The organism is Rhizobacter sp. P2_H3, assembly GCF_056403355.1.
This window is the reverse complement of record NZ_JBFUFQ010000087.1, coordinates 1-22,385: the sequence shown is the minus strand read 5'-3', so window position 1 is coordinate 22,385 and position 22,385 is coordinate 1. Positions and strand designations below refer to the sequence as shown.

The window sequence follows — 22,385 nt, the reverse complement described above, 5'->3', positions numbered from 1 at the left end:
CCGACGTTGCTTCCGAGGCCGCACCGCAGCGTGCTGCTGCTGCCGCGCCGGCCGAGCTGGCGCAGGCCTTCCGCCAGCGCCTGCTGGACGCGATGGCCGGCGAACGCACCGAGCTGATGCGCGATTTCGTGCGCGAGCGCGTGGTGCGCGTGCTGCGCCTCGATCCCGCCGATGCGCCCGGCCGCGCCGACCGGCTGATGGACATCGGTTTCGATTCGCTGATGGCGGTGCAGCTGCGCAACCAGCTGGGTGGTGGGCTGGGGCTCGGCCTCGACAAGCCGCTGCCGGCGACGCTGATGTTCGACCACCCGACGATCGACGCGCTGGCCCTCCACCTGCTGGATCGCGTGCTGCCGAAGGCCGCGGTGGTGGTCGCCGACCAACCGGCACCCGCCGCAGTGTCGAATGCATCCGTCGAAGCCGTCGCGGCGATGAGCGACGCCGAGATCGAAGCCTTGCTGATGAGCCGATTGGAGGGGTCTTGAGCAGTCCTGCCGCCGACACCACCGCGCTGACGCCGCTGCAGCGCGCCTTCCTCGCGTTGCAGCAGGCGCAGGCGAAAGTGGCCGCGCTCGAAGGCGCGGCGCGCGAGCCGATCGCGATCATCGGGCTCGGCTGCCGCGTGCCCGGCGGCGGTGTCGATGCCGACAGCTTCTGGCGCCTGATGCGCGACGGCGTCGACGCGACCGGCCCGCTGCCGCGCGAGCGCTGGGATGTCGACGCGCTGTACGACCCCGATCCCGAAGCGCCCGGCCGCATCGCGACGCGCGGCGGCGGCTTCCTCGGCCCGGTCGACGGGTTCGATCCGACCTTCTTCGGCATCACCCGCCGCGAGGCGCAGGGCATGGACCCGCAGCAGCGGCTGCTGCTGGAGGTGGCCTGGGAGGCGCTGGAGCACGCCGGCCAGGCACCCGACCGGCTGGAGCGCTCGGCGACCGGCGTCTACGTCGGCGTCTGCGCGAACGACTATGCGCAGATGCAGCTCTCGACCGGCGACCGCGGGCTGCTCGATGCGCACTTCGCGTCGGGCATCGCGCACAGCATCGCATCGGGCCGGCTGTCGTACCTGCTCGGGCTGCAGGGGCCGAGCGTCACGCTCGACACCGCCTGCTCGTCGTCGCTGGTCGCGCTGCACCTGGCCTGCCAGGCGCTGCGCGCGCGCGACTGCCGCATGGCGCTGGCGGGCGGCGTCAACCTGATCCTGTCGCCGGACCTGTACATCGCGCTGTCGCATTCGCGCATGCTGTCGCCGGACGGCAAGTGCAAGACCTTCGATGCGGCAGCCGACGGCTTCGCGCGCGGCGAGGGCTGCGGCGTCGTCGTGCTGAAGCGCCTGAGCGATGCGCAGGCCGATGGCGACCGCATCCTCGCGGTGGTGCGCGGCAGCGCCGTCAACCAGGACGGACCGAGCAGCGGGCTGACCGCGCCGAACGGCCCGGCGCAGGAGGCGGTGATCCGCGAGGCGCTGGCGCGCGCCGGCATCGCGCCGCACGAGGTGGGGTATGTCGAGGCGCACGGCACCGGCACGCAGCTCGGCGACCCGCTGGAGGTGCAGGCGCTCGGGGCGGTGTTCTCCGAAGGGCGCGCGGCGTCGCAGCCGCTCTTGATCGGCTCGGTGAAGACCAACCTCGGCCACCTGGAAGCGGCGGCCGGCGTGACCGGGCTGATCAAGCTGGTGCTGTCGCTGCAGCGGCAGCAGATCCCGGCGCACCTGCACTTCAAGACGCCGAGCCCGCACATCGCGTGGGGCGACCAGCCGCTGAAGGTGCCGACGTCGCTGATGGACTGGGAACCGATCGGCGGGCGGCGCATCGCGGGGGTCAGCTCCTTCGGGTTCAGCGGGACGAATGCGCATGTGGTCATCGAGGAAGCGCCTTCTGAGCCCGGACGCGAGAACCCGTTCGCCCTGAGCTTGTCGAAGGGTCGCCCTGAGCCTGTCGAAGGGCTTCAGCTGTTTGTGCTTTCCGCTCGCGACGAAGCCTCACTCGCCGACACCGCCCGCCGCTTCGCCACGTCACTCGCCGGCCGCCCCGACGGCGAACTGCCCGACCTCTGCTTCACCGCTGCCATCAGCCGCGCCAGCTTCGCGCAGCGCGCCACCGTGCTCGCCCGCTCCGTCGCCGAGCTGTGCGAGCGCCTGCTGGCGCTGGCCGAGGGCCGCGAGGCCGAGGGCGTGCGCACCGAGCGCGTCACCCGCCGCGATCCGGCGCGCATCGCCTTCCTGTTCACCGGCCAGGGCGCCCAGTACGCCGGCATGGCGCATTCGCTCTACGCGCAGCAGCCGGTGTTCCGCGCCGCGCTCGACGCCTGCGCGCAGGCCCTGGACGGCGTGCTGCCGCAGCCGCTGCTCGACGTGGTCTTCGCCGAGCAAGGCAACGCGATCGACGAGACCCGCTACACGCAGCCGGCGCTGTTCAGCATCGAATATGCGCTCGCAAAGCTGTGGGCCGCCTGGGGCGTCGCGCCCGATCTGGTGATGGGCCATTCGGTCGGCGAATACGCCGCGGCCTGCCTGGCCGGCGTGATGACGCTGCCGCAGGCGCTCGCGCTGATCGCGGAGCGAGGCCGGCTGATGCAGTCGCTGCCGGCCGGCGGCGCGATGGCGGCGATCTTCGCCGCCGAGGCCGACGTGGCCGAGGCGGTCGCGCCGTTCGCCGCGCAGCTGTCGATCGCCGCCGTCAACGCGCCGGCGCAGACGGTGGTCTCGGGCGCCGCGGCCGCGGTCGATGCCGTCTGCGAGCGCTTCAGCGCGCGCGGCGTGCGCTGCCAGAAGCTGCCGGTCTCGCATGCCTTCCATTCGCCGCTGGTCGACCCGGTGCTCGAGGCGTTCGAGCGCGCGGCAGCGGCCACGTCAATGAGTCGCCCGCAGCTGCGCCTGGTGTCCAACCTGACCGGCCAGCTCGCTGAAGTGACGGGTGCCAACGCAATCACGCACCCCGCCTACTGGCGCCGCCATGTGCGCGAGGCGGTTCGCTTCGCCGACGGCCTGCGCACGCTGGCTGCGCTGAAACCGGACATCTGCATCGAGGTCGGCCCGCACCCGACGCTGCTGAACTTCGCAGAAGACTTGCCGGTGCGCGTGCCGACGCTCCGCAAGGGCCGCGCCGATGCCGACCAGCTCGCCGAATCGCTGGCCGCGCTGTACCTGGCCGGTGCGCCGATCGACTGGCGCGCGGTCTGGTCGGCCAGCGGCACGCGCCTCACCGACCTGCCGTCGACCCCGTTCCGCCGCGAGCGCTGCTGGTTCCAGGCGCGCCCGCCGGCCGCCGCGCGCAGCGGCACGCCGACCGGCCACCCGCTGCTCGGCACGCGGCTGCGTTCGCCGCTGCGCGATGTCGTGCAGTTCGAGACCACGCTGCGCGGCGATGACCTGCCGTACCTCGCCGACCACCAGGTGCAGGGCCGCGTGATCCTGCCGGCCACCGGCTTCCTCGAGATGGCGCTGGCCGCGAGCCGCGTGGTGCAGGGCGCGGCGCGGACGGTGACCGATGTCGTGATCTCCGAGCCGCTGGTGTTCGAGCCCGGCGAGGCGCGCACGCTGCAACTGCTGCTGCGCCGCAGTGCTGACACCCAAGCCGACACCTTCGAGATCCTGTCGCTCGGCGATGGCGAACCCGATGACGCCTGGCACACGCACGTGCAGGGCAGCTATGGCGAGGCCGACGCAGCGCCGTCGCATGAATCGGCCGGCGCGATCGGCGCCCGCTGCACCGAATCGATCGACGCCGGCGGCCACTACGCGAGCCTCGCCGCACGCCAGCTCGCGTTCGGCCCCGCGCTGCAGGGCGTGCAGCGCATCGCACGGCGCGACGGCGAGGCGCTCGGCGAGATCGCGCTGCCGCCCGCTGCCGGCCGCGCCGACTACGTGATGCACCCGGCGCTGCTCGATGCCGCGCTGCAGGTGATGGCCGCCGCGCTGCCGGCGCAGGCCGCTGCCGGCCGCGCGTACCTGCCGCTCGCGATCGGCCGCCTCGCGGTGCACCGCGCGCATGGCGAGCGGCTCAGCAGCCACGTGCGCATCACGCCCGGCGGCAGCGCCGACACGCTGAAGGCCGAGCTGGTGCTGTTCGACACGCACGGCACCGTCGCGACGATGCACGGCATCGCGCTGCGCGCCGCCGCGGTGTCCACGGCGGCGATCGACGAGCCGGTCTACCGCATCGCGTGGGAGCCGGTGCCGGACGCCCGCTGGCTGCCGACGCCGGCCGAACTCGCCGCGCAGGCCGGGCCGCGCCTCGACGACCTGTCGCGCGAGCACGACCTGGCCGACTACCAGCAGGCCTTCGTCGCGCTCGAAGCGATGAGCGCGGCGTGGATCGCGCGCGCACTCGTCGAACTCGGCTGGTCGCCGGCCACAGGCGAACGCGTGCAGTCGGACGAGTTGGCGCAGCGCCTGAAGCTCGCGCCGCGCTACCACCGGCTGTTGCCGCGGCTGCTCGCGATCCTGGCCGAGGATGGCTGGCTGCGCCACGACGGTGATGCATACACGGTCGCGAACTGGCACCCGGTCTCCGACCCGGCGCAGCGCGTCGCGCCGCTGGTGCAATGCCACCCGGCCTCGCGCCCGCGCATCATGCTGACCGCGAACTGCGGCGCGGTGCTGGCCGACATCCTGGCCGGCCGCGCCGACCCGCTGCACCAGCTGTTCCCGAACGGCTCGGCCGAGCTGGCCGAGGCGCTGTACCGCGATGCGCCCGAGGCCAAGGCCTACAACCAGCTGCTGCGCGAGACCGTGCGCGCCGCCCTCGCACGGCTGCCGGCCGGGCAGCGGCTGCGCATCCTCGAAGTGGGCGGCGGCACCGGCGGCACCACGGCATGGGTCGCGCCGATGCTGCCGGCCGACCGCTGCGACTACCTGTTCACCGACATCGGCCCGCTGATGGTGGCCCGTGCCCGCGAACGCTTCGGCGTGCACCCGTTCATGCGCTTCCAGCCGCTGGACCTGGAGGGCTCGCTGGCGGCGCAGCTGGCGGGGCAGCACTTCGACCTCGTGATCGCGGCCAACGTGATCCACGCGACGGCCGACCTCGCCCGCACCCTCGGCCAGGTCCGCCAGGTGCTCGCGCCCGGCGGCACGCTGCTGATGCTCGAGGTGGCGGGCATGGAGCGCTGGATCGACATCACCTTCGGGCTGACCGACGGCTGGTGGCGCTTCACCGACAGCGCGCTGCGGCCGGCCTACCCGCTGCTGTCGCGCGCACGCTGGCTGGCGCTGCTCGACGAACTCGGCTTCGAGGCCGCGGCGATCGATGCGCCGCAGCCGAATTCGCGCGAGGTGCTGCTGGCCGCGCGGCGGCCGGTGCAGGCGGTGGATGCCGTGCCGGCGTCGGGCTGGCTGCTGGTCGGCGACCGCAGCGGCGTCGGCGAGGCGCTGGCGGCGCGGATGCGTGCCGAGGGTCACGAGGTGACGATCGCGTCGGCCGATGCCGAGCCGGCCAGCCTGCTCGTGGGGCGCCCCCTGCGCGGCATCGTCCACCTCGGCGCGCTCGAACTCGCGGTGCCGGATGCCCGGTCGGCCGCTTCGCTGATCGACACGCAGCGCGCGAGCCTCGGCTCGCTGCTGAAGCTGGTGCAGGCGCTCGGCGCGCAGTCGTTCGCGGCCGGCACGACGCCGCGGCTGTGGATCGCGACGCGCGGCGCGCAGCCGGTGGGCGAGGGCGATGTGCCGAACCCGCTGCAGGCGCCGGTGTGGGGCTTCGCGAAGGTCGTCGCGCTCGAACACCCGGAACTGCGCGCGACCCGCATCGACCTCGATGGCAACGATGACGCCGGCGCGTTGTGGCAAGCCATCGGCGCCGACGGCGACGAGCCGCAACTCGCGCTGCGTGGCGGCAAGGCCTTCGTCGCGCGGCTGGTGCACGGCAGCGCCGAGCCATTCGAGCCGGTGCCGGTGCGACTCGAGAAGGCCGCCAGCGGCGTGTTCGACGAGATGCCGCTGCTGCCGATGACGCGCCGCGCGCCCGGCCCCGGTGAGGTCGAGATCCGCGTGCGCGTGGCGGGCCTGAACTTCCGCGACATCATGAATGCCGTCGCACTGCGCGCCGACCCGGAGCCGCTGGGCGGCGAATGCACCGGCACCGTCGTCGCGCTCGGCGAGGGTGTCGAAGGCTTCGCGATCGGCGATGCGGTGGTCGCGACCGGCGAGGCCTGCTTCGCGAGCTTCATGACGACCGGCGCGCAGCATGTGGCGCCGTTGCCGCGCGGCATCGGCTATGCCGAGGGCGCGACGCTGCCGTTCGCACTGATGRCCGCGTGGCACGCGCTTCACATGCTGGGCGGCATCCGCGCCGGCATGACGGTGCTGATCCATGCGGCCGCCGGCGGCGTCGGCATGGCCGCGCTGCAGATCGCGCAGCGCGCCGGTGCGACTGTCTTCGCGACGGCCGGCAGCGACGCGAAGCGCGCGCTGCTGCGCGCGCACGGCGCGGCACATGTGCTGAACTCGCGCACGCTCGACTTCGAAGCCGAGATCGCGCGCCTGACCGACGGCCGCGGCGTCGACCTGGTGCTGAACTCGCTGGCCGGCGAATTCATCCCGGCCAGCGTGCGCAGCCTGTCGGCGCAAGGCAGCTTCCTGGAAATCGGCAAGCGCGACATCTGGAGCCTGTCGCAGTTCCGCGAACTGCGCCCGCAGGCGCGCTACCACGCGATCGACCTGAACGCCCAGCGCTACCAGGACCCGGCGGCGGCGCAGGCGCTGTTCGCCGACGTGATGGGCGCGGTGCAGCGTGGCGAGCTGAAGCCGCTGCCGCTGCATGCGTTCCCGCTGCAGCGTGGCGGCGAGGCCTTCCGCTTCATGGCGCAGGCGCGGCACACCGGCAAGGTCGTGCTGACGCAGCACGATGCGCTGCAGGCCTCGCTGCAGGCGCTGACGCCGCGCGGTGTCTACCTCGTCACCGGCGGGCTGTCGGGCCTCGGGCTGCTGACGGCCGGTCGGCTGGTCGAGCGGGGGGCACGCCACCTGGTGCTGGTCGGCCGGCGCGCGGCGTCGCCGGCGGCGCAGGCCACGCTCGATGCGATGCGGGCGCAGGGCGCGCAGGTGCRGGCGGTGCAGGCCGACATGTCGCGCGCCGACGAGGTCGCCCGCGTGCTCGACGGCATCGCGCGCGGCGGGCAGCCGTTGCGCGGCGTGATCCATTCGGCCGGCGTGCTGGAAGACGGCGCCTTGCTGCAGCAGGACTGGCCGCGCTTCGTGCGCCCGCTGGGCCCCAAGCTCGACGGCAGCTGGGCGCTGCATGTGCTGACGCGCGGCGAGCCGCTGGACTTCTTCGTGCTGTATTCGTCGATGGCCTCGGTGCTCGGCTCGCGCGGCCAGGCGAACCATGCGGCGGCGAATGCGTTCATGGATGCGCTGGCCGCGCACCGGCGCGCGCTCGGGCTGCCCGGGCTCAGCATCAGCTGGGGCGCCTGGAGCGAGGTCGGCGCCGCGGCCGATCGCCAGGTGGACCAGCGCGTGGCCGCGCGCGGCATCGACGTGATCACGCCGACGCACGGGCTTGAACTGCTGGAGAAGCTGATGCGCGCCGAGGCAGCCCATGCGGGGGTGTTCCCGGTGCGCTGGGAGCGGTTCCTGGCGGGTGGCGATGCGCATGGCCGCTTCGTCGCGCATTTCACCGAGCACGCGAAAGGCGCAGGGAAGCCCGGCGCGAAGCATGCCGACGCGAAGCCCGCAGTGGCGGCCGGCGCCGCGCTGATCGACGAGCTGAAGCAGGCCACGCCGCAACGCCGCCGCGAGCGGCTGCTGGGCTTCGTCGCCGAGCACGTCGCGCGGGTGGTCGATGCGCCGAGCGCACTGGCGATCGACCCGCGCCAGCCGCTCAACGAGCTCGGGCTCGATTCGCTGATGGCGGTGGAGCTGCGCAACCGGCTCGGCACCGGGCTCGGCCTGGCACGCAGCCTGCCGGCGACGCTGGTGTTCGACCACCCGACGCTGGAGGCGCTGGCGGCCTACCTCGAAGCGCTGGCCGTGCCCGCTGCGCCCGTGGCCGAGGCGAAGCCGGTCGACGCGGTCGGTGCGCTCGACGAGATGAGCGACGAAGAAGTCGAGGCGATGTTCGCCAAGAAACTGAAGAGGCCCTGAATGTCCGATTTCCTGGAACGCATCAGCCATTTCTCGCCGAAGCGCCTCGCGTTGCTGGCCGACGAGCTGCAGCAGCGCGTGCAGGAACTCGAAGCGGCGGCGCACCAGCCGATCGCGATCGTCGGCATCGGCTGCCGCTTCCCCGGCGGCGCCGACACGGCGGAGAAATTCTGGGCGCTGGTGCGCGACGGCGTCGACGCCATCACCGAGGTGCCCGCCGAACGCTGGGCCATCGACGACTGGTTCGACGCCGATCCCGACCACCCCGGTACGATGAACACCCGCTTCGGCGGCTTCGTCGGCCCGGTCGACGGCTTCGACGCGCACTTCTTCGGCGTCTCGCCGCGCGAGGCGCTCAGCATGGACCCGCAGCAGCGCCTGCTGCTCGAGGTGGCCTGGCAGGCGCTGGAACACGCCGGCATCAACCCCGAGCGCGTGGCCGGCAGCCGCACCGGCGTGTTCGTCGGCATGTCGGCCGGCGACTACTGGCAACTGCTGCGCCAGGGCGGCGTCGACAGCTACGACGCCTACACCGCATCGGGCATCGCGCACAGCATCGCGTCGGGCCGGCTCTCGTACGTGCTCGGTGTGCGCGGGCCGAGCGTCTCGGTCGACACCGCCTGCTCGTCGTCGATGGTGGCGATCCACCAGGCGGTGCACAGCCTGCGCCGCGGCGAATGCGACCAGGCGCTGGCGGGCGGCGTCAACCTGGTGCTGAGTCCGGAGATCACGGTCGCGCTGTCGCGCTCGCACATGATGGCGCCGGACGGCCGCTGCAAGGCCTTCGACGCGCGCGCCGACGGCTTCGTGCGCGGCGAGGGCTGCGGGCTGCTGGTGCTGAAGCGGCTGGCCGATGCGCAGGCCGATGGCGACACCGTGATCGCGCTGATCCGCGGCTCGGCCGCCAACCAGGACGGCCGCAGCAACGGGCTGACCGCGCCGAACGGCCCGTCGCAGGAGGCCGTGCTGCGCGACGCGCTGGCCGATGCGCGCGTGCTGCCGGCCGAGGTCGGCGTCGTCGAGGCGCACGGCACCGGCACCTCGCTCGGCGACCCGATCGAGGTGCAGGCGCTCGGCGCGGTGATGGGTGAAGGCCGCGCGGCCGGCGCGCCGCTGCTGCTCGGTTCGGTGAAGGCGAACGTCGGCCACCTGGAGGCCGCGGCCGGCGTCGCCGCGGTGATCAAGATGGCGATGGCGCTGCAGCAGGCGCAGGTGCCGGGGCAGATCCACCTGCAGCAACCGAATCCGTTCATCCCGTGGGACGAGCTGCCGGTGCGCGTGCCGACGGCGCTCGGACCGTGGCCGGCTCAGGCCCAGCGCATCGGGGGCGTCAGCTCGTTCGGTTTCAGCGGCACCAACGTGCACCTGGTGATGGCCCAGGCGCCGCAGGTGGAGCGCATCACATCGAATCCGCGGCCGCTGCAACTGCTGACGCTGTCGGCGCGCCAGCCGGCGGCGCTGCGCGAACTGGTGCAGCAGCACCTGCCGTTGCTGGCGGACGGCGCGCCGCTCGCCGACCTGGCCTTCAGCGCGAACACCGGCCGCGCGCGTTTCGCGCAGCGGCTCGCGGTGAGCGCCGCGACACCGGCCGACGCGCGGCAACGCCTGTCGGCCTGGCTGTCCGGCGAGGAGGTCGCGGGCGTGCTCGCCGGCACCGCGCCGGCGCGGCCGCCGAAGCTCGCGTTCCTGTTCACCGGCCAGGGTTCGCAATCGATCGGCATGGCACGGGGCCTGTATGACAGCGAACCGGTGTTCCGCGATGCGCTCGATCGCTGCGCCGCGGGACTGCAGTTGCCGATGCCCTTGCTCGACGTGCTGTTCCGCGATGGGGCGCCGCTCGACGACACCGAGTACACGCAGCCGGCGCTGTTCGCCGTCGAGTACGCGCTGGCCACGCTGTGGATGTCGTGGGGCGTGCAGCCGCAGGCGGTGATGGGGCACAGCGTCGGCGAGGTCGTCGCGGCCTGCATCGCCGGCGTGTTCAGCCTGGAAGACGCGCTGCGCCTGATCGCCGAACGCGGCCGGCTGATGGGCGCGCTGCCGCGCAACGGCGCGATGCTCGCGGTGATGGCGAACGAAGCGCGCATCGCCGACGTGCTGGCGCCGTGGCGCCGCGAGGTCTCGGTGGCCGCGGTGAACGGGCCCGACAACGTCGTGATCTCGGGCCTCGCGATGGCGGTCGACGCGATCGCCACGCAGCTGCAGGCCGCGGGCCTGGTCGTCACGCGGCTGAAGGTCTCGCATGCGTTCCACTCGCCGCTGATGGCGCCGATGCTCGATGCCTTCGGCGAGGTGCTGCAGGCGATCCACTACAGCGCGCCGCGCATCGACCTGGTCTCCAACGTCACCGGGCGCTTGATCGGCCACGAGATCGCCAACCCGACCTACTGGCGCGAGCACGTGATGGCCGCGGTGCGCTTCGCGCCGGCCATGCAGTCGCTGGCCGATGCCGGCTGCGAGCTGTTCCTGGAGATCGGTCCGCACCCGACGCTGCTCGGGCTGGGCCGCGCCTGCCTGCCGGAGCGCGGCGGCTGGCTGCCGTCGCTGCGGCGCGGCAAGCCCGACAGCGAGCAGATGCTGGACAGCCTCGCGGCGCTGTACGTGCAGGGCGTCGAGATCGACTGGCAGGGCTTCGACGCCGGCCGCGGCGGCCGGCGCGTGCCGTTGCCGAGCTACCCGTTCCAGCGCGAGCGCTACTGGCCCGCGTTCGCGGACAACTCCCCGTTCAGGCTGCGCCCCGAGCAGAACACCGCATCGGCAAGCGGCCTGGCGCCCAGCGTGCAGAAGATGCTGCACGAGATCGTCTGGCGCGAGTCCGAGCGCCCGGCGCTGCAGCCGCTCGCTCCCGCCCAGCTCGCCACGCGCGTGCTCCCGCGCATCGACACGCTGGCCGCGCAGAACGGCCTCGATGGGTATGCGGACTTCCTGACCGGGCTGGACCAGCTCGCGGCGGCTTACGTCGTGCGCGCACTGCGCCTGCTCGGCTGCAGCTTCGCGCCGGCCACCGCGATCGACCCGGCGCGCTTCGATACGCTGCCGGCGCACGCCCGGCTCGTGCAGCGGATGCTCGCGATCCTGGCCGAAGACGGCATCCTGGTGCGCGACGGCGCCACCTGGGTCGTGCGCCGCACCCCGGACGAGAGCGACCCCGAAACGCTCGCCGACGGCCTGCTCGCGCGGCACCCGGAAGGCGAGGCCGAGCTGGTGCTCACGCGCCGCTGCGGCCACGAACTGGCCGCGGTGCTGCGCGGCCGGGCCGATCCGCTCGCGCTGCTGTTCCCCGGCGGCTCGCTGGCCGACACCGAGCGGCTGTACCAGAACTCGCCGCCCGCGAAGACCTACAACGGCGTGATCGCCGAGACGGTGCGCGCGCTGGCCGCCGCGTGGCCGGCCGGGCGGCCGCTGCGCGTGCTGGAGATCGGCGCCGGCACCGGCAGCACGACCAGCCACGTGCTGCCGGCGCTGCCGGTGCAGGGCGGGGTGCGCATCGACTACACCTTCACCGACGTCTCGCCGCTGTTCCTGAACCGCGCCCGCGAGAAGTTCGCATCGCACGGCTTCATGCGCTACGAGCTGCTCGACATCGGCCGTGCGCCGGCCGGGCAAGGCTTCGCGGCCGGCGGCTACGACCTGGTGCTCGGCGCGAACGTGCTGCACGCCACGCCCGACCTCGACGTGACGATCCGCCATGTGCGGCAGTTGCTCGCGCCCGGCGGCGTGCTGGTGCTGCTCGAAGGCACGACGCCGCAGCGCTTCGGCGACCTCACCGTCGGCCTGCTCGAGGGCTGGTGGGCGCACACCGACACGCAGCGCCGCAGCTATGCGCTGATGCCGCGCGAGGGCTGGACGACGCTGCTGTCGCAGCACGGCCTGCAGGGCGCCACGCCGCTGCCGGGCGCGACGACGCACCCGGTGCTGGCACAGCAGGCGGTGTTCGTCGCGCAGGCGCCGCTGGCCGCGGCCGAGCGTGAACCGTCGCGCTGGCTGGTGCTCGCCGACCGGGCGGGTTTCGCCGACGCGTTGATCGGCGAGCTGCGCCGCGCCGGCGATCTGCCGGAGCTGGTGGCGCCGACCGCCGACGCGCTCGCTCAAGCCTTGCGCAGCCCGCTGCCGTGCCGCGGTGTCGTGCAGCTGCAGGCGCTGGACCTCGCCGCTCACGCCGGGTTGTCGACCGACGACATCGCACGCGACCAGCAGTTCCTTGTCAGCGCGCTGCTGCAGACGGTGCAGGCGATGGCGGCCCAGCCCGGATCGTCCCGGCCCGCGCTGTGGATCGCGACGCGCGGCGCGCAGGCCACGCACCGCCATGAAGGCGCGAACCCGGCGCAGGCCACGGCCTGGGGCATGGGCCACGTGGTCGCGATCGAGCATCCGGAGCTGCAGTGCCGGCGCATCGACCTCGACCCGGCCGCCGATGCGGCTGCGGCGGCCACGGCGCTGGTCGCCGAGCTGCAGGCCGCGTCGCGCGAGGACCAGATTGCGCTGCGCGGCAGCCGCCGGCTGGCGCGGCGGCTGGTGCCGCACGAGGCGCATGCCGCGCACGGCAGCCTCGCGATCGACGCGTCGCGCGGCTACCTCGTGACCGGTGGCCTGCGCGGGCTCGGGCTGCGCGTCGCCGAGTGGCTGGCGGAGCAGGGCGCGCGCCACCTGGTGCTGATGGGCCGCAACGCGGCCGACGAGCGTGCGCAACGCGTGATCGGCCGGCTGCGCGCGCAGGGCGTCGAGGTGCAGCTTGCGCTCGGCGACGTGGCACGGCGCGACGACGTGCAGCGGATGGTGGCCGCGCTGACCGCGCCGCTGGCCGGCGTGATCCACGCAGCCGGCGTGCTCGACGATGGCGTGATCGCCGGCCAGACCTGGCCGCGCTTCGCGACCGTGATGGGCCCGAAGGTGTTCGGCAGCTGGAACCTGCACACGCTGTGCGGCGAGCTGGACTTCCTGGTGTTCTTCTCGTCCGGCGCATCGGTGGCCGGCTCGCCGGGGCAGGTCAACCACGCGGCGGCGAATGCCTTCGAGGACGCGCTGGCCTGGCACCGCCAGGCGCAGGGCCTGCCGACGCTGAGCATCAACTGGGGGCCGTGGGCCGAGATCGGCGCCGCGGCCGACCGCCGGCTGGTGCAGCCCGGCTCGCTGCAGCCGATCGCGCCGGCCGACGGGCTGGCCGCGCTCGACCATGCGATGCGGCGCGACGGCGCGCGCAGCCCGTTCGAGACCGCGCAGCTCGCGGTGCTGGCGAGCGACTGGGCGCACCTGCGCGAGCAGCGCGCCGCCGGCACCGAGCCGCCGCTGTTCAGCGAGCTGGCGGTGGCTGCTGCGGCGCCGGGCAGTGCGCCTGCGCAAGCGGTGCAGGCCGGCCCGTCGCTGCACGAGCGCCTGGCGGCCGCGCTGCCGGCGCGCCGCAAGACCGTTCTGCGCGACGAGGTGCGGCGCCTGACCGTCAAGGTGCTCGGCGTGCAGCGCGCCGACGACCTCGACGTGACCGAGCCGCTGCGCCAGCTCGGCCTCGATTCGCTGATGGCGGTGGAGCTGCGCAACCTGCTCGGCAAGAGTGTCGGCCGCACGCTGGCCGCGACGGTGACCTTCGACCACCCGTCGGTCGCGGCGCTGACCGAGCACCTGGCGAGCGAGGTGTTCGCGGACCAGTTCGAGCCGGCCGCTGCCGCGGCGCCCGCCGCGGTGTCGGCACCCCCACCCGCGGACAGCCTCGATGCGCTGTCCGAAGATGAACTCGCGATGCAGCTGATGCGACGCCTCGACGGCATCGGCATCCAGGAGACTCCGTGACCGACACCCGGCAGACCCCCGACTACGCCGCGCTGCTGAAGCGCTCGCTGCAGGCCATCGACCAGCTCGAGGCGAGGCTGAAGGCCGTCGAGCAGTCGCGCCACGAGCCGATCGCGATCGTCGGCATCGGCTGCCGCTTCCCCGGCGACGGCGACACGCCCGACGCGTTCTGGCGCTTCCTCGAGAGCGGCACCGACGGCGTCACCGAGGTGCCGAAGGAGCGCTGGGATGCCGACGCCTGCTTCGACGCCGACCCCGACGTGCCCGGCAAGAGCTACACCCGCTGGGGCGGCTTCGTGAAGGACGTCGATCGCTTCGACGCGCACTTCTTCGGCATCTCGCCGCGCGAGGCCGTCAGCCTCGACCCGCAGCAGCGGCTGCTGCTGGAGGTGACCTGGGAGTCGCTCGAACACGCCGGCATCGCGCCGTCGTCGCTGGCCGGCAGCCAGACCGCCGTCTACATGGGCATCACGACGCACGACTATGCGAACCAGCTGTCCGAGGCGATCGGCTCGCGCTTCGGCGATGCCTATACGCCCTCGGGCACCGCGCACAGCGTGGCGGCCGGGCGGCTGTCGTACTTCCTCGGGCTGCACGGGCCCAACGTCGCGATCGACACCGCGTGCTCGTCGTCGCTGGTCGCGATCCACTGGGCGGTGCAGAGCCTGCGCAGCGGCGAAGCCGACCTCGCGCTCGCCGGCGGCGTGAACCTCACGCTGACGGCCGACGGCTCGATCCTGACCTCGCGCGCCCGCATGATGTCGTTCGACGGCCGCTGCAAGACCTTCGACGACGCGGCCGACGGCTATGTGCGTGGCGAGGGCTGCGGCGTCGTCGTGCTGAAGCGGCTGTCCGATGCGCAGCGCGACGGCGACCGCGTGATCGCGCTGGTGCGCGGCTCGGCGCTGAACCAGGACGGCCGCAGCAGCGGCCTGACCGCACCGAACGGCACCGCGCAGGAGGCGGTGATCCGCGCCGCGCTCGCCAACGCGCGCGTGAAACCCGACGAGATCAGCTACGTCGAGGCGCACGGCACCGGCACGCCGCTCGGCGACCCGATCGAGGTCAAGGCGCTGCACCAGGTCTACGGCCAGCGACCGGCCGACACGCCGCTGATGATCGGTTCGGTGAAGACCAACATCGGCCACCTGGAAGCGGCCGCCGGCGTGGCCGGCGTCATCAAGGTCGCGCTGGCGCTGCAGCACCGCACGATCCCGCCGCACCTGCACCTGAAGCGGCCGAACCACCTGATCGCCTGGGACGAGATGCCGATCACGGTGCCGACCGTGCCGACGCCGTGGCCCGATGCCGGCCGGCCGCGGCGCGCGAGCGTCAGCTCGTTCGGGTTCAGCGGCACGAATGCGCATGTGATCCTGGAAGAGGCGCCGCCCGCCGTGCCAGCGGTCTTGCCCGCGCAGGCGCAGCAGCTCATTGTGCTGAGCGCGCAGACGCCCGCCGCACTCGAAGCTGCCGCCCGCCGCCTGGCCGATGCGGCCGGCACGGCGCCACTCGACCAGATCGCCGCGACGCTCGCGCTCGGCCGTTCGCCGTTCATCGAGCGGCTGGCGGTGGTTGCCGACAGCGCCGACGCCTTGAAGGCACGGCTCGGCGAATTCATCGCCGGCGCGCCGACCGCCGGCGCCTCGCGCGGCCGCGCCGTCGGCGGCACGGCGCCGGAACTCGTGTTCCTGTTCACCGGCCAGGGCGCGCAGGTTGCCGGCATGGGCCGCGCGCTGTACGACGCCGAGCCGGTGTTCCGCGCCGCGCTCGACGAGTGCGAACGCATCACGGCACCCCTGCTCGGCCTCGGCCTGCTCGACGTGATGTGGAACGACGCCGAACGGCTCGACGACACCGCGTTCACGCAGCCGGCGCTGTTCGCGATCGAGTACGCGCTCGCGCAGCTGTGGCAATCGTGGGGCGTCAAGCCGACCGCGGTGATGGGCCACAGCGTCGGCGAGTACGTCGCGGCCTGCGTGGCCGGCGTGTTCAGCCTCGCGGACGGGCTGAAGCTGATCGTCGAACGGGGCCGGCTGATGAGCGCGCTGCCGCGCGATGGCGCGATGGCGGCGGTCTTCACCGACGAGGCCACCGTGCGCGCCGCGATCGCGCGGGATGCCTCCGTGCTCGCCATCGCCGCGGCGAACGGCCCGCAGAACACCGTGATCTCCGGCCGTGCCGACGCGGTCGACGCGGCGCTGGAGCGGCTCGCGGTCGCCGGCATCGAGGCGCAGCGGCTGAAGGTCTCGCACGCCTTCCACTCGCCGCTGATGGAGCCGATGCTCGATGCGTTCGAGGCGGTCGCGTCGCAGGTGGAGTTCCGTGCGCCGCAGCTGGTGCTGGCGTCGAACGTGACCGGCCGGTTGGCGGGTGACGAGGTCTGTCAACCGGGCTACTGGCGCCGCCATGTGCGCGACGCTGTGCGCTTCGGCGATTCGATCGCCGCGCTGCAGGCCGACGGCTTGCGCGTCTTCATCGAGGTCGGCCCGCAGCCGACGCTGCTGAACATGGCGCAGCGTGGCAGCGTGATGCCCGACAGCGCGTGGATCCCGTCGCTGCGCAAGGGGCGCGACGACGTGGTGTCGCTGCTCGACAGCCTGGGCCAGCTGTTCGTGCGCGGCGTGCGGCCGGACTGGGCCGCGGTGCAGGGTGGCGCGCGGCCGCGGGCGACGCTGCCGGCGTACCCGTTCCAGCGCGAACACTATTGGCAAAGCTTCGAACCCCGCAGCGCGACCGCCGCGGCGGGCAGCGCACTGGCCGCGACCCGCACGCCGCACGCGCTGCTCGGCGGCGTGCTCGCGAGCCCGCTGCCGATCTTCCAGGCGACGATCGGCCTCGGCGACCAGCCGTGGCTCGTCGACCACCGCATCTTCGATTTCACGCTGTTCCCGGCGACCGGCTTCCTGGAGCTGATGCAGGCCGCCGCGCGCGAGGTCGGCGGTGGCGACGATGTGCGGCTGCAGGACCTCGCGATCCGCGAAGGCCTGGTGCTGCCGGAGCAGGGCGGCGTGACGCTGCAGGTGGTCGTGACGCCGGCCGACGCGGTCGCGCCCGATGCGCAGACGGTGCAGGTGTTCAGTCGTGCCGGCGATGACGCCGCGTGGCGCCTGCATGCGAGCGCCACGCTGCTGCCGGGCCGCGGCGACGCGCCGGCGGTCGGCGAGGCGTGGCGGCTGGCCGGTGCGCCGACGCAGCCGGTCGAGCCCTACTACGACAAGCTCGCCGCGCAGGGTGCGCACTACGGGCCGGCGTTCCGCGGCATCACGTCGATCGCGCGCGACGGCACGCAGGTGCTCGGCCGCGTGCAGTTGCCGCCCGGGCTGCCGACCACGGGCCTGGTGCTGCATCCGGCCTTGCTCGATGCCTGCCTGCAGCTGATCGGCCTCGGCCTGCCGTGGGCGGATGACCCGCTCGGCAGCGATGACATCTGCGTGCCGGTCGGCCTGGCCGGCTACCGCGTGTTCAGCAGTGGCGTGGCGCAGGCCTGGTGCCAGGTGCGCGTCGAACCCGCCGGCCGCGACGCCGACGTGCTGCGTRCCGACCTGACGCTGCTCGACGACGACGGCCGCGTGCTGGCCGAGCTGTCCGGGCTGGAGCTGCGCCGCATCACGCACGAGGCGCTGCAGCGGGTGGCCGGCCTGCCGGCTGCGAGTGCGGTGCCGGACTGGGCGTTCGAGACCGAATGGCGGGCCACCCCGCTGACCGCGGCGCCCGCCGATGCACCCGGCCGCTGGCTGATCCTCGCCGACCGCACCGGCGTCGGCGCCGGCCTCGCGACACGGCTGAAGGCCGAGGGTGCCGGCGTCGCGCTGGTCTACCGCGGCGACGGATTTGCGGCGCTCGCCGAAGGCTGGCAGGTCGATGCGGCCGACAGCGCGCAGATCCGCCGCGCGATCGACGAGGCCGCGCAAGCCGACGCCCGCCCGCTGCAGGGCGTCGTCGTGCTGTGGGCGCTGGTGCCGCCGGTCGCGCAGACGCTGGAGGCGATGGAGAACGCGCAGGCCCTGCTGCTCGGCAACCTGCTGCACGCCGCGCAGGCGCTCGGCGATTCGAGCGCGCGGCGCTGGCTCGTCACGCGCGGCGCACAACCGGTGCAGGGCTCGGTGCCCGACCTGGTGCAGGCCACCGTCTGGGGCCTGGGCGGCGTCGTCGCGTCCGAAGCACCGCTCGCGCGCTGCGTGCGCATCGACCTCGACCCGGTCGTGCGTGCCGACGAAGCCGAGCTGCTGTTCTCAAGCCTCTGGCAGGCCGATGCCGAAGACCGCGTCGCGCTGCGCGACGGCACGCGCCTGGCCGCGCGCCTGGTGCCCGGCGTCTTCGTGCCCGACGACCAGCCGCTGCGGCTCGAGATCACCGAGCGCGGCTCGCTCGAGAACCTGGCGCTGCAGCCGGTGCCGCGCGAGGCGCCTGGCGCCGGCCAGGTCGAGATCCGCGTGTTCGCGACCGGCCTGAACTTCCGCGACGTGCTGAACGCGCTCGGCATGTACCCCGGCGACCCCGGCCCGCTCGGCAACGAATGTGCCGGCGTGATCACCGCGGTCGGCACCGGCGTCGATGACCTGAAGGTCGGCGACGAGGTGATCGCGATGGTCGACCGCAGCTTCGCGACCTGGGTGCTCGCGCCGGCGTCGCTGACGGTGCTGAAGCCGCCGCAGATGAGCTTTGCCGAGGCGGCGACCATTCCCGTGACCTTCCTGACCGCCGAGTACGCGCTGAAGCACCTGGCCGGCCTCAAGAAGGGCGACCGCGTGCTGCTGCATGCGGTGACCGGCGGCGTCGGCATGGCGGCCGCGCAGCTCGCGAAGCGCGCCGGTGCCGAGATCTTCGGCACCGCCGGCAGCCCGGCCAAGCGGGCGCTCGCGCAGCGGCTGGGCGTGCAGCACGTGGCCGATTCGCGCTCGCTGAGCTTCGTCGACGACATCCGGCGCGACACCTCGGGCGAGGGCGTCGACATCGTGCTGAACTCCTTGGCCGGCGATTTCATCCCGGCAAGCCTCGGCCTGCTGAAGCCGGGCGGCCACTTCATCGAGATCGGCAAGACCGGCATCTGGGACGCCGCACGCGTCGCCGACGAGTTCCCCGGCCGCCACTACCACCCGCTGTACCTCGGCGAGATCGCCGCGGCGCGCCCGCTGTTCGTGCGCGAGATGCTGCAGGAGCTGCTGGCCGATTTCGCGACCGGCGTGCTGCAGCCGCTGCCGCAGAGGCTGTACCCGATCGAGCGCGCCGAGGAGGCGTTCCGCTACATGGGCCAGGGGCACCACATCGGCAAGATCGTCGTCACGCAGCACCGTGCGCCGCCGGTGCGGCCGGATGCGAGCTACCTGGTGAGCGGCGGGCTGAGCGGCCTGGGCCTCGTCAGCGCGCAGTGGCTGGCCGCCGAGGGCGCGCGCCACCTGGTGCTGGTCGGCCGGCGCGCGCCGTCACCCGAGACGCAGGCGGCGATCGATGCGCTGCAGGCCGGGGGCGTGCAGGTGCTGGTCGCGCAGGCCGACGTGGCCGACACCGGGCAGATGACGCGCCTCGTCACGCAGATCGCGGCGCAGATGCCGCGGCTGCGTGGCGTGATCCATGCAGCCGGCCTGGTCGACGACGGCATGCTGGCCGAGCAGGACATGCGCCGCTTCGCCCGCGTGATGGCGCCCAAGGTGCGCGGCACCTGGAACCTGCACGAACTCACCGCGAACCTCGCGCTCGATTTCTTCATCGGCTTCTCGTCGGGCGCCGCGCTGCTCGGCTCGCCGGGGCAGAGCAACTACGCGGCGGCGAACTCGTTCGTCGATGCGCTGGCCCACCTGCGCCGCTCGCGCGGCCAGCACGCGCTGAGCATCGACTGGGGCAGCTGGTCGCAGGTCGGCATGGCGGCGGGCATCGGCGAGCAGCATCGCCGGCGCTGGGCCGCGATGGGGCTGGGGATGATCGCGCCGCACGACGGCGTCGCGATGATGAAGCAGATGCTCGCAGCGGCCCGCGCGCCGCAGATGGCGGCGATGCCGCTGGTGCGCGCGCGGCTGCCGCGCAACCTCGGGCCGTTCTTCAGCGAGCTGGTGCAGGCGGCGCCGGCGCGGGCCGCGGCGCCGGCCGGCGGGGCGCCGCAGGTCGACATCCTCGCGCAGCTGACGCAGGCACCGGCCGAGGACCGGCTCGCGCTGCTGGTGGGCTTCCTGTCGGAGCAGATCGTGCGCGTGCTCGCCCTGCCGGCCTCGCACCAGGTCGACCCGCAGCGCTCGCTGATGGAGATGGGCATGGATTCGCTGATGGCGATGGAGCTGCGCAACCGCATCCAGACGGCGTTGAAGGCGAAGGTCGCGGTGGCGGCATTGCTGAAGGGGCCCAGCATTGCGCAGCTGGCGGCTTCGGTGCTGGCGGAGACGTCGCTGGCGGCCGCGCCGGCGCAGACGCCGCAGGCGGCGTTCGAAGAGGGCTCGCTGTGAGTCGCCCGAAACGCGCACCTCCTCCGTCGGCCCGCGCGGCGCTGGGTTTCGCGTTCGCGTTCTCTGCCGTCTGGGCCCTGCTCGAACTGATCGCCTCGCGCCTGCAGGGCGGCTACGACGTGCTGCAGATCGAGGGCTGCCGCTTCGCGGTGCAGCTCGCGCTGATGGGGGTGGTGTGGGGCTGGCGAAGCAAGACGCCGCTGTGGCGCACCCGCCGCCCGCTGGCTCAGCTGGTGCGGTCTGCGCTGATGCTGGCGATCCCGCTGTCGTTCGGCGTCGCGGTGCTGCAGGGTGCGTCGCCGCACCTCGCGATGACCGGGCTGTGGGTGGCGCCGGTGTTCGCGCTGGTGCTGGCACGCGGCTGGCTGCTGTCGAAGGCGCCGCTGTTCGTCTGGATCGCCACCGCCGCGGGCCTGTGCGCGACGGTCGCGATGCTGGAGCCGGCGCGCCCGACCACCTTGCAGGCCTCGGTGGTGCCGCTGCTGATGGGCCTTGCCTTCGCGGCCTACCTGGCGCTGACGCGTTCGCTGCGCCATGAGCCCGTCATGACCAACCTGTTCTACGTCGGCCTCGGCGGCCTGCTCGGCGTGCTGCCGTTCCTGCCGGGCGTGTGGGTGATGCCCACGCTGCATGACGCGCTGGTGTTCGCGGCGCTCGGCGTGTTCGGCTTCGTCGCGCTGTGGCTGCTGGAGCATGCGTTGCGCCGTTCGCCGCTGCCGTGGATCGCGCCGGCGCTGTATGTGCACGTGGCCTGCCTGACGGGGGTGTCGCTGGCGGTGCGCGGGCACCTGCCGTCGCTGCGCATCGCGCTCGGGCTGGCACTGGTCGGCGGCATCGCGTTCGCGCTGTGGCGTGCGGCAGCGGCGCGCGACCTGCCGGCACGCCGCGCACCGATGACCGGCCCGATGGCGCTCGAATCGGCGAGCGGCCCGGTGCCGCTCGATGACGACACGAGGCATTGACGATGCACCTCGCGCTGCCCGCCTTCGCCTCCTCTCTCGTCCGGCGCGACCCCGGCCGCAGCGCGATGCTGCTGCTCGCGTTGTTCGCGGCGGCGTGGGCCTTCGTCGAAGGCGTGTTCGGCGCGCGGCTGCAAGGGCACTACTCGCTGATGCAGGTGGTGTGGTGCCGCTATGCGGTGCACCTGGCCTGCCTGCTGCTGGTGGTCGGCTGGCGCGCACCATCGCGGCTGTGGCGCACGCGGCGCGTCGGCTTCCAGCTGTCGCGCTCGGTGCTGATGCTGGTGATGCCGGCGAGCTTCGCGCTGTCGCTCGCGGCCGGCGACCGGGCGGGCACGGTGTGGGCGCTGTTCTGGGTCGCGCCGCTGATGATCCTCGGCCTCGCGCGTGTCGCGCTGGGCGAGCGCGTGCCGCGCTGGGTGTGGGCGGTGGCGGCGATCGGCAGCGGCGTCGCCGCGGTGATGGCCGAGCCGTCGCTGCCGCATTCGCTCGCCGGCGCGGTGCTGCCGTTCGTGATGGCGCTGTCGTTCAGCGTCTACGTCGTGATGACGCGCTCGCTGCGCGACGAGCCGGTGCAGGCCAACCTGTTCTTCACYGCGCTCGGCGTGTTCGCGCTGCTGACGCCGCTGATGCCCTTCGTGTGGGTGATGCCGAACCTGCACGATGCAATGCTGCTGGCCGGCATCGGCGCGGTCGGCCTGCTCGCGCTGTGGGCGCTGGACCGGGCCTGCGAGCGCGCGCCGGTCGCGCAGGTGGCGCCGACGCTGCACGTGCACCTGCTGTGCATGGCGCTGGTGGAATGGGGCGCCGCGGGCGAAGCCTTCTCGCACCGCGACATGCTCGGCGCGGTGTGGATCGGGCTGGCGCTGCTGGCACTCTGGTTGTGGCAACCCTCTGCTGAAAGGACCGTCCCCTCGTGACTCCCGTGACCGACCTGCTGTCCGCCCTGGCCGCGCAAGGCGTGGTGCTGTGGTTCGAAGGGAACCGGCTGCGCTTCCGTGCGCCGCAGGGGGCGCTGTCGGCCGAGCTGCGGGCGCAGATCGGTGCGCGGCGCGACGAGGTGCTGGCGGCCTTGCGCGCGCAGGCGGCGGCGCAGCCGCGCAGCGCGCCACTGTCGCACCCGCAGCA

The 22,385-nt window shown here is 73.5% G+C and carries 7 protein-coding genes; all 7 read left to right on the top strand.

All coding sequences use genetic code 11. The annotated features are described in order from the left end of the window. Positions 1-485: acyl carrier protein (locus AC1D1T_RS17100; RefSeq protein WP_477992199.1), on the top strand; the 485-nt coding region annotated here is incomplete at its 5' end. Beyond that, positions 482-8,080 carry an SDR family NAD(P)-dependent oxidoreductase gene (locus tag AC1D1T_RS17095; RefSeq protein ID WP_477992198.1) on the top strand — a complete coding sequence of 2,533 codons (7,599 nt, stop codon included), beginning with the start codon at positions 482-484 and terminating at the stop codon, positions 8,078-8,080. The genes AC1D1T_RS17100 and AC1D1T_RS17095, both read left to right, overlap by 4 nt. Next, the gene (locus tag AC1D1T_RS17090; protein WP_477992197.1) at positions 8,081-13,864 is read left to right on the top strand and encodes a type I polyketide synthase; all 5,784 of its coding nucleotides are present in this window, start codon (positions 8,081-8,083) and stop codon (positions 13,862-13,864) included. It begins immediately after the preceding gene. Further along, positions 13,861-20,298 carry an SDR family NAD(P)-dependent oxidoreductase gene (locus AC1D1T_RS17085; RefSeq protein WP_477992196.1) on the top strand — a complete coding sequence of 2,146 codons (6,438 nt, stop codon included), beginning with the start codon at positions 13,861-13,863 and terminating at the stop codon, positions 20,296-20,298. The genes AC1D1T_RS17090 and AC1D1T_RS17085 overlap by 4 nt, the downstream gene beginning before the upstream one ends. After that, positions 20,295-21,260, top strand: coding sequence for a DMT family transporter (locus tag AC1D1T_RS17080; protein ID WP_477992195.1), 966 nt, complete (start codon positions 20,295-20,297; stop codon positions 21,258-21,260). The genes AC1D1T_RS17085 and AC1D1T_RS17080 overlap by 4 nt, the downstream gene beginning before the upstream one ends. A gap of 2 nt (positions 21,261-21,262) precedes the next feature. Further along, the gene (locus AC1D1T_RS17075) at positions 21,263-22,177 is read left to right on the top strand and encodes a DMT family transporter (protein WP_477826557.1); all 915 of its coding nucleotides are present in this window, start codon (positions 21,263-21,265) and stop codon (positions 22,175-22,177) included. Further along, the coding region (locus AC1D1T_RS17070) for a TubC N-terminal docking domain-related protein (RefSeq protein ID WP_477992194.1) at positions 22,174-22,385 on the top strand (212 nt) is incomplete at its 3' end. The genes AC1D1T_RS17075 and AC1D1T_RS17070, both read left to right, overlap by 4 nt.

Excerpts from the sequence above, each read along its gene's own strand:
- AC1D1T_RS17090 (WP_477992197.1), top strand. The coding sequence starts at position 8,081 with ATGTCCGATTTCCTGGAACGCATCAGCCATTTCTCGCCGAAGCGCCTC.